We start from the raw sequence: 6767 nt of genomic DNA, 5'->3' as shown, positions 1-6767 counted from the left end.
ATCAAAAGCAGATCAAGATCAAGAGCGACTCGCTTCGCATCGTGGTTACGGTTGGGCGCTACAGAGTTGTGTAGATACCTATGGCCATCGGGGGCAAGCCCCCTCCCACATGTTGACCTCATTCCAACGTTGGAACGCGGTCGAGTGTGGGAGGGGCGGTGCGACGATTCGACTTGCCCCCGATAGCGGTCTACCGGTTAAAACGCTCCACCAGCGAGTACTGGGTATTAGCGGTATGCGTCAGCTCTTCACTCAGTTGCGCCGAGTTCATCGCCTGTTCCGAGGTCTGGTCCGCCAGCAGCGCAATCGTGCTGATATTGCGGCTGATTTCTTCAGCAACCGCGCTTTGCTCTTCGGTAGCAGCGGCGATCTGAGTGGTCATGTCGGTAATATTGGCCACCGCTTCACTGATGCCCACCAGCGCCTGATCCGCTTCCATCACCCGTGCCACACCTTCTTCGGCCTGACGATGCCCGGCGTCCATGGTTTGCACGGCAGCGCTGGCGGTGTGCTGCAGCTTGGCGATCAGGGCATGGATCTGCCCGGTCGACTCAGTGGTGCGTTGCGCCAACTGGCGCACTTCATCCGCCACCACCGCAAACCCACGGCCCATCTCGCCGGCACGCGCCGCTTCGATGGCGGCGTTCAACGCCAGCAGGTTGGTCTGGTCGGCGATACCTTTGATCACATCCACCACACCGCCGATTTCGTCGCTGTCCTTGGCCAGTTGCGTGACGGTCACGCCCGTCTCGCCTACGGCCACCGACAGGCGCTGGATCGCCTCGCGGGTTTCCCCGGCGATATCGCGGCCACGGCCGGTCAGGCGATTGGCTTCCTGGGTGGCATCCGCCGTGCGCTGCACATGGCTGGCGACTTCCTGGGTGGTCGCCGCCATCTGGTTGACCGCCGTGGCGACTTGTTCGGTCTCCACGCGTTGACGCTCCAGGCCGCTGGAGCTGTTGTGCGCCAGGGTGTTGGACTGCGCCGCCTGATCGTTGAGGTGTTCGGCAGTGTCCTGCAGGCGGGTGAGGCAGGTCTTCAGGCGCGCTTCCTGGCTGAGGATCGACATCTCCAGGCGCGCCTGGGCGCCACGGCTGTCGGTGTACATCTGCGCGATCAGCGGGTCGGAGGTGGTCTGCTCGGCCAGGCGCAGCAAACGCTTGAGGCCGCGCTGCTGCCAGCTCAGGCCGAGCAGGCCCAGCGGCACCGACAGCCCTGCCGCCAAGGCAAAGCCCCAATGGGAAGTGAGGGTGGCGCCGATCATGAAGCTCAACTGGCTGACCAGGATAAATGGCAGCCAGTCCTGCAGCACCGGCAGCCACTTGTCCCGCCGGGGAACGGCCGACTTGCCCTGGTTGATGCGTTGATAGAGCGCTTCGGCCCGGCGTATCTGCTCGGCGGTGGGCTTGATGCGCACCGATTCGTAGCCGATTACCTGGTTGCCGTCGAAGATCGGCGTCACATAGGCGTTAACCCAGTAGTGATCACCGGTCTTGCAGCGATTCTTGACAATGCCCATCCATGGCAAGCCTTGTTTGAGCGTCGACCACATGTGCGAGAACACCGCCGCCGGAACATCCGGGTGACGCACCAGATTGTGCGGGGCACGGACCAGTTCGTCGCGGCTGAACCCACTGATTTCGACAAAGGCGTCGTTGCAGTAGGTAATCACACCCTTGGCATCTGTGGTGGAGATCAACCGTTGCTGGGCGGGGAAGGTACGTTCGCGCTGGGTAACGGGTTGGTTATTACGCATGATTGTTCAATCCGCAAGGCTTTCAGGGGTTATCGGCCATTGCGGGCGTTTATTTAACTTATATTTGTAATAATCCCGCGACGAGTGCCGCGGGAGGTCAGGAATGCTCGCGGCTCGCGCCTGCTTTTTGTGGCCGCAACACCAGCCACAACGCCCCTGCAATCAACACCCCGCCATACACGTGGGCCATCGACAGCGGCTCGTCCAGCAGCAACGCGCCCCACAGTACGCCGAACGGCGGGATCATGAAGGTCACGGTCATCGACTTGACCGGACCGATGGATGACAGCAGGCGAAAATACAGAATGTAGGCAAAGGCCGTACACACCAGGCCCAACCCCAGCAACGACATCCACACCTGCCAGCCACCCCAGCTTGCCGGCGGCTGAGTGATGGCGCTGTAAGCGAACAACGGCAGCAAAAACAACGTCGCGCCGAGCATGCTGCCCAAGGCTGACAGGCGACTGTCCAACCCGCCGCGCTGATCCAGCCAGCGCCGTGCGAGAAATCCGGCAAAGCCATAGCAGGTGGTGGCCAGCAAGCACGCCAGCGCCCCCGTCAACAAATCCAGGTCAAATGCCACCGGGCCCGCCCGGGTCAGCACGCCCACGCCGAACAGGCCCAGGCACACCCCGGCGATTTTCGACGGCGTCAGGCGTTCACTGAAAAACATCCCGCCAATCAGTACGCCCATCAATGGCGTAGTGGCGTTGAAAATGGCCGAGTAACCCGCCGGCAGTACCTGCGCGGCTACCGAATACAGGGTGGCCGGAATCCCGGAGTTGATCACGCCCAACAGCAGCACGGTCTTGAACTTGCCCTGGAAGTCCCAGCTCACGCGCATCATCGAAAGGATCACCAACAAGCCGGCGGCAGCGATCGATACGCGGAAAAACGCGGTCGGCACGCTGCCGATTTCCGGCGCGATGATGCGCATGAACAGGAAACTCGCACCCCAGATGGCGGCCAGTCCCAGCAAGTACAGGGTGTCGACAGGTTTCACGGAAAACTCCTACGCAATCAGGCGGCGGAGTGTTGCCCAGCGTTACGGTTGGCACAATCGCTAAGTAGCGTCGCCAATGAAAATCGGCCTTCTCCTGCCTCGGTTCACTGGCTAAGCTCAGGGCTTCCCGCAACCCGTTCGAGGTTTTCCGCATGTCGCAGCCCGCCCTCGCTATCGCCCGGATGATCCTCGACGGTTTCGACGACTACCGTGAGCACTTTCGCCAGATCACCGATGGCGCGCGCGAACGTTTCGAAAAGGCCCAGTGGCAGCAAGGGCAGGCCGCTTCGGCGGCGCGCATCAACCTCTACGAAAAGAAGGTGGGGGAGGTCACGGCGCGTCTGTGCGCCGCGTTCGATGCGGGCGTGTTGCAGGACATCGAACGCTGGCCGCTGGTAAAAAGTGCCTACATCGGCCTGATCGACCTGCGCTTTGACGACGAGCTGTCCGAGACCTGGTACAACTCGGTGTTTTGCAGCCTGTTCAGCCATGACCTGATCAGCGATGGCTGCATGTTCATTCATACCACGCGGCCCAGCCAGCAGCGGGCGCGGGCTGCGCAAACCCGCACCTACACGCCTGCCGGCAAGATGGGGGACATGCTCGCGCAGATTTTCGCGGACTACCGCTTCAGTGAGCCTTACGCCGACTTGCCTGCCGACCTGCGACGCCTGGAAGCGCAACTGCGGGACAACCTGCCGGACTGGGTGTGCAAAGACCCGGACCTGCACGTCGAGCTGTTTTGCTCGGTGCTTTACCGCAATAAAGGCGCCTACCTCGTCGGACGTATCTACACCCGCGATGAACAATGGCCGTTGGTGATCCCGTTGCTGCACCGCGAAGGGCGGGGAATCCAGATCGATGCGTTGATCACTGATGAAGCCGACGTGTCGATCATCTTTTCCTTCACCCGGTCGTACTTCATGGTCGATGTGCCGGTACCTGCGGAGTTCATCGGCTTTCTCAAACGCATCCTGCCCGGCAAGCACATTGCCGAGCTGTACACCTCCATCGGCTTTTACAAGCACGGCAAGTCGGAGTTCTACCGCGCACTGATCAACCACCTGGCGACCACCGATGATCAATTCATCATGGCGCCGGGCGTGCGTGGCATGGTCATGAGCGTGTTTACCCTGCCGGGTTTCAATACCGTGTTCAAGATCATCAAGGACCGTTTCTCACCGTCGAAAAACGTCAACCGCGCCACGGTGATCGAGAAGTACCGGCTGGTCAAAAGTGTCGACCGGGTAGGGCGCATGGCCGATACCCAGGAGTTCGCCGACTTCCGCTTTCCCTTGAGCAAGTTTGAGCCCGAGTGCCTCGCCGAGTTGCTGGAAGTGGCCGCCGGCACCGTCGAAGTGGAGGGCGACAGCGTCCTGATCCGCCACTGCTGGACCGAACGGCGCATGACCCCGCTCAACCTCTACCTCGACAACGCCAACCCCGCCCAGGTGCGCGAAGCCCTGGAAGACTACGGCCTGGCGATCAAGCAGCTGGCGGCAGCGAATATCTTCCCAGGTGACATGCTGCTCAAGAACTTCGGCGTCACCCGTCACGGCCGGGTGGTGTTCTACGACTACGATGAAATCTGCTTTCTCACCGAAGCCAACTTCCGCCACATTCCCACGCCGCGCACTCCCGAGGATGAAATGGCATCGGAACCCTGGTACTCCATCGGTCCGCTGGATGTGTTCCCCGAGGAGTTTCCACCGTTCCTGTTCGCCGACGCCGGCCAGCGCAGGTTGTTCGATGAGTTGCATGGCGAGTTGTATGACGCCGATTACTGGAAGGGCCTGCAGGAGGCCATTCGGGCTGGGAAGGTGATTGATGTCTTTCCATATCGGCGCAAGTGGGAAGGCATGTCTTGAGTCACCGGGTCTGCGCGATTGAGCCAGGCAGGCCTAGGTGTATCAGGCATTTTCTCTATCGCGTTATTGATGTGAAGCGGTCATGCCGTGAAGGGCCAGATTGTTTGCCAGATCTGTGTAGATATTGCGCAAGTCGGTGTTCAGTTCAGCCATCAGCGCTCGCTGTTTATTGCTTTCTTTAAGTTGACTGATAGCCGCCTGCTTGACGCGCATGCTGGTATTGGAATGAACCAGCGTCTTGAACTGCGCGCGCTCCTGGGCACTGTCAGCTTGTTCCGTGCGGGGCACTGCGTTCAGTTGTACAAAGCCCTTTTCGATGATGGCCAGTTCCAGTTTGATTCGGCGGTTGTTTGGCGCAGTCAGCAGCAGCGCGGGGTTCATGCCCTCGATCGAGCTGCCATCAAGATTGCCGTTGCGCCAGGCATCGCGCAAATTTACCAAGGCGCCCCGTGCGGCATCGACCGCCTGGGACGAGAGTTTATCCCCCAGGCCGTTGCGCTGTGCGGTATCGACGGTGCGGTCCAGTCGGTGGAGTGTCAGTTCCACCGATGCCAGTTGCTTGTGCCGCTCGAGATTCTGCTCCAGGCGTTTGCGCTCCGGAACCAGGCCGATGGAGGATTTGAACTGGCTGCTGCCTTTCAAACGGCCCGTCGCCCATGCATTGCGATAATCGGTCATGGCGTTGCGTTGTTTGAGAAAGAGGTCTTCCTCGGCGTGAGAGAGGGGGAGCGGCTGTTGCTGGATGTGGCTATCCAGCAGCGCAATCTCCTTGTCCAGGACGTTGATATGTTTGACCGCCTGTTCCAGGCCGTGCCCACTCAACTGCTTGCTCAGTGGTGCTGGCTGCAGGACGGCAACCGTTATCGGGTCCAGCTCGCAGGGCGGTGGCGGGGCGGCAGTGGCCCACGCTGCGCGTCGATCCAGCAGGGCAGTGCGTTGCTCCACGCGAGCCGTCAGTTGCGCGTAGCGTTGCTGGAGGACTTGCAGGCTTGTCCTGTCATCTGGTTGCACGGCGAAATGGCTGCGGCTTTGCTGGTCGAAGGTTGCAAGCGCATCATTAATCCTTGAAATATGCATCCAGGCTTGAAGCTGATGGCCTCTTTCCTGCGGTGCACTCTCCGGCATGGGACTGATAGGGCTGAACAACGTCTGTTCAAGCCGCCGGGCGTTGTCGAGTATGTGTCGGTGCCCTTGCCCTACCAGGCTGTCGACCACCGCTTCATGGATAGCGCGGGTCTGCTGGAACAGCTGGCCCACGGTGGAACCAAGGGGGTTGGAGGGAAATACTTCTGGTCTGGTCATAATGGCATCTGCGCTACGATTGAGTGGTAGTGGGCCTCAAATGTCTGCGTTCTTCAGTTCTTCAGCCAATCTGTAGACCTGTGCCAGGATTGGAGATGCGCTCAGTGGGTTGGGCAGGTAAACGTCTCGGTATTCGGTTTGCGCAATATTCCACAGGTTGTCTATCGCTGCTTTCAGGTCGTTCTCCTTCAATGCTCGCGGAACAGTGAGGCACTGGCCGGCCAATTGAGTGACCAACTGCGATGACCCAGCGAAAGCGCCGTTGGCCCAGGAATTTTTGAGGCTACCTATCTTGCGCCAAAGATTCCCGACGGTTTCCAGATCAATCGATGTTCCCTGCTCCTGGCCATGGCTCATCAACAATGCGCCCAGTTGTTCAGCCCGCTCGAGCAGGCGGTCGAGGCGGTGCACATGTTTGACTGCCTGGGACAGCGCTCTTCCTGACAAATGGGGAGAAAACTGTGTTGCATCCTGATGGGGGGAGGTGTTGGCTGTGTCTTGCTCGTCGTTTGCGTCACGTGCGGGCTGGGGGCTGATGCTGTTCGTGGCCTGCCAATAGCTGGGCGGGAGCGATGCAGGTCGTTGTGATTCGAGCTGCCTGACCGAGTCTGGGTGCGTATCTTCGGCGTACATTTGCAGCGTGTTGAAATAGGCCTGAGCACTTCGAGCACGCTGTTCCAGGGCGGGGTCCTGCTCCTCCGTATAAGCGGGGACTGTGTGCAAGGTCCATGTCGTCGGGAAAGTGGGCGATTCCGTAATGGATGTGGGCATCAGGTTTTCCTTGGCGAGCAGCGGAGAGTGGGAGCGCAGGTGTTGTCGCAGTAAAGCGCGCCGGACT

Annotated in this window: 5 protein-coding genes; 1 reads left to right on the top strand and 4 read right to left on the bottom strand. The window is 60.2% G+C overall.

Going from position 1 to position 6767, the window contains the following annotated elements:
- Positions 1-190: 190 nt before the first annotated feature.
- The gene (locus J1G34_RS18425; protein ID WP_065894410.1) at positions 191-1756 is read right to left on the bottom strand and encodes a methyl-accepting chemotaxis protein; all 1566 of its coding nucleotides are present in this window, start codon (positions 1754-1756) and stop codon (positions 191-193) included.
- Positions 1757-1853: 97 nt separating this feature from the next.
- Positions 1854-2759, bottom strand: a complete 906-nt coding sequence (locus tag J1G34_RS18420; protein ID WP_065894409.1) for a DMT family transporter — start codon at positions 2757-2759, stop codon at positions 1854-1856.
- A 152-nt stretch (positions 2760-2911) separates the two neighbouring features.
- On the opposite strand from J1G34_RS18420, the gene aceK reads away from it, so the two are divergent.
- Positions 2912-4627 carry a bifunctional isocitrate dehydrogenase kinase/phosphatase gene (aceK, locus tag J1G34_RS18415; RefSeq protein ID WP_222994447.1) on the top strand — a complete coding sequence of 572 codons (1716 nt, stop codon included), beginning with the start codon at positions 2912-2914 and terminating at the stop codon, positions 4625-4627.
- A gap of 63 nt (positions 4628-4690) precedes the next feature.
- Here the strand turns inward: aceK and J1G34_RS18410 are convergent, their stop codons facing one another.
- Positions 4691-5773: a hypothetical protein gene (locus J1G34_RS18410; protein WP_222994446.1), complete on the bottom strand. Its 1083-nt coding sequence runs from the start codon at positions 5771-5773 to the stop codon at positions 4691-4693.
- A gap of 192 nt (positions 5774-5965) precedes the next feature.
- On the bottom strand, positions 5966-6700 hold the full coding sequence (locus tag J1G34_RS18405; RefSeq protein ID WP_222994445.1) for a hypothetical protein: 735 nt from the start codon (positions 6698-6700) through the stop codon (positions 5966-5968).
- Positions 6701-6767: the final 67 nt, after the last annotated feature.

This window comes from Pseudomonas sp. Wu6 (assembly GCF_019891515.1).
GTDB classification, from domain to species: domain Bacteria; phylum Pseudomonadota; class Gammaproteobacteria; order Pseudomonadales; family Pseudomonadaceae; genus Aquipseudomonas; species Aquipseudomonas orientalis_A.
The sequence above is the reverse complement of the archived record's forward strand: the minus strand, read 5'-3'. Positions and strand labels throughout refer to the sequence as shown.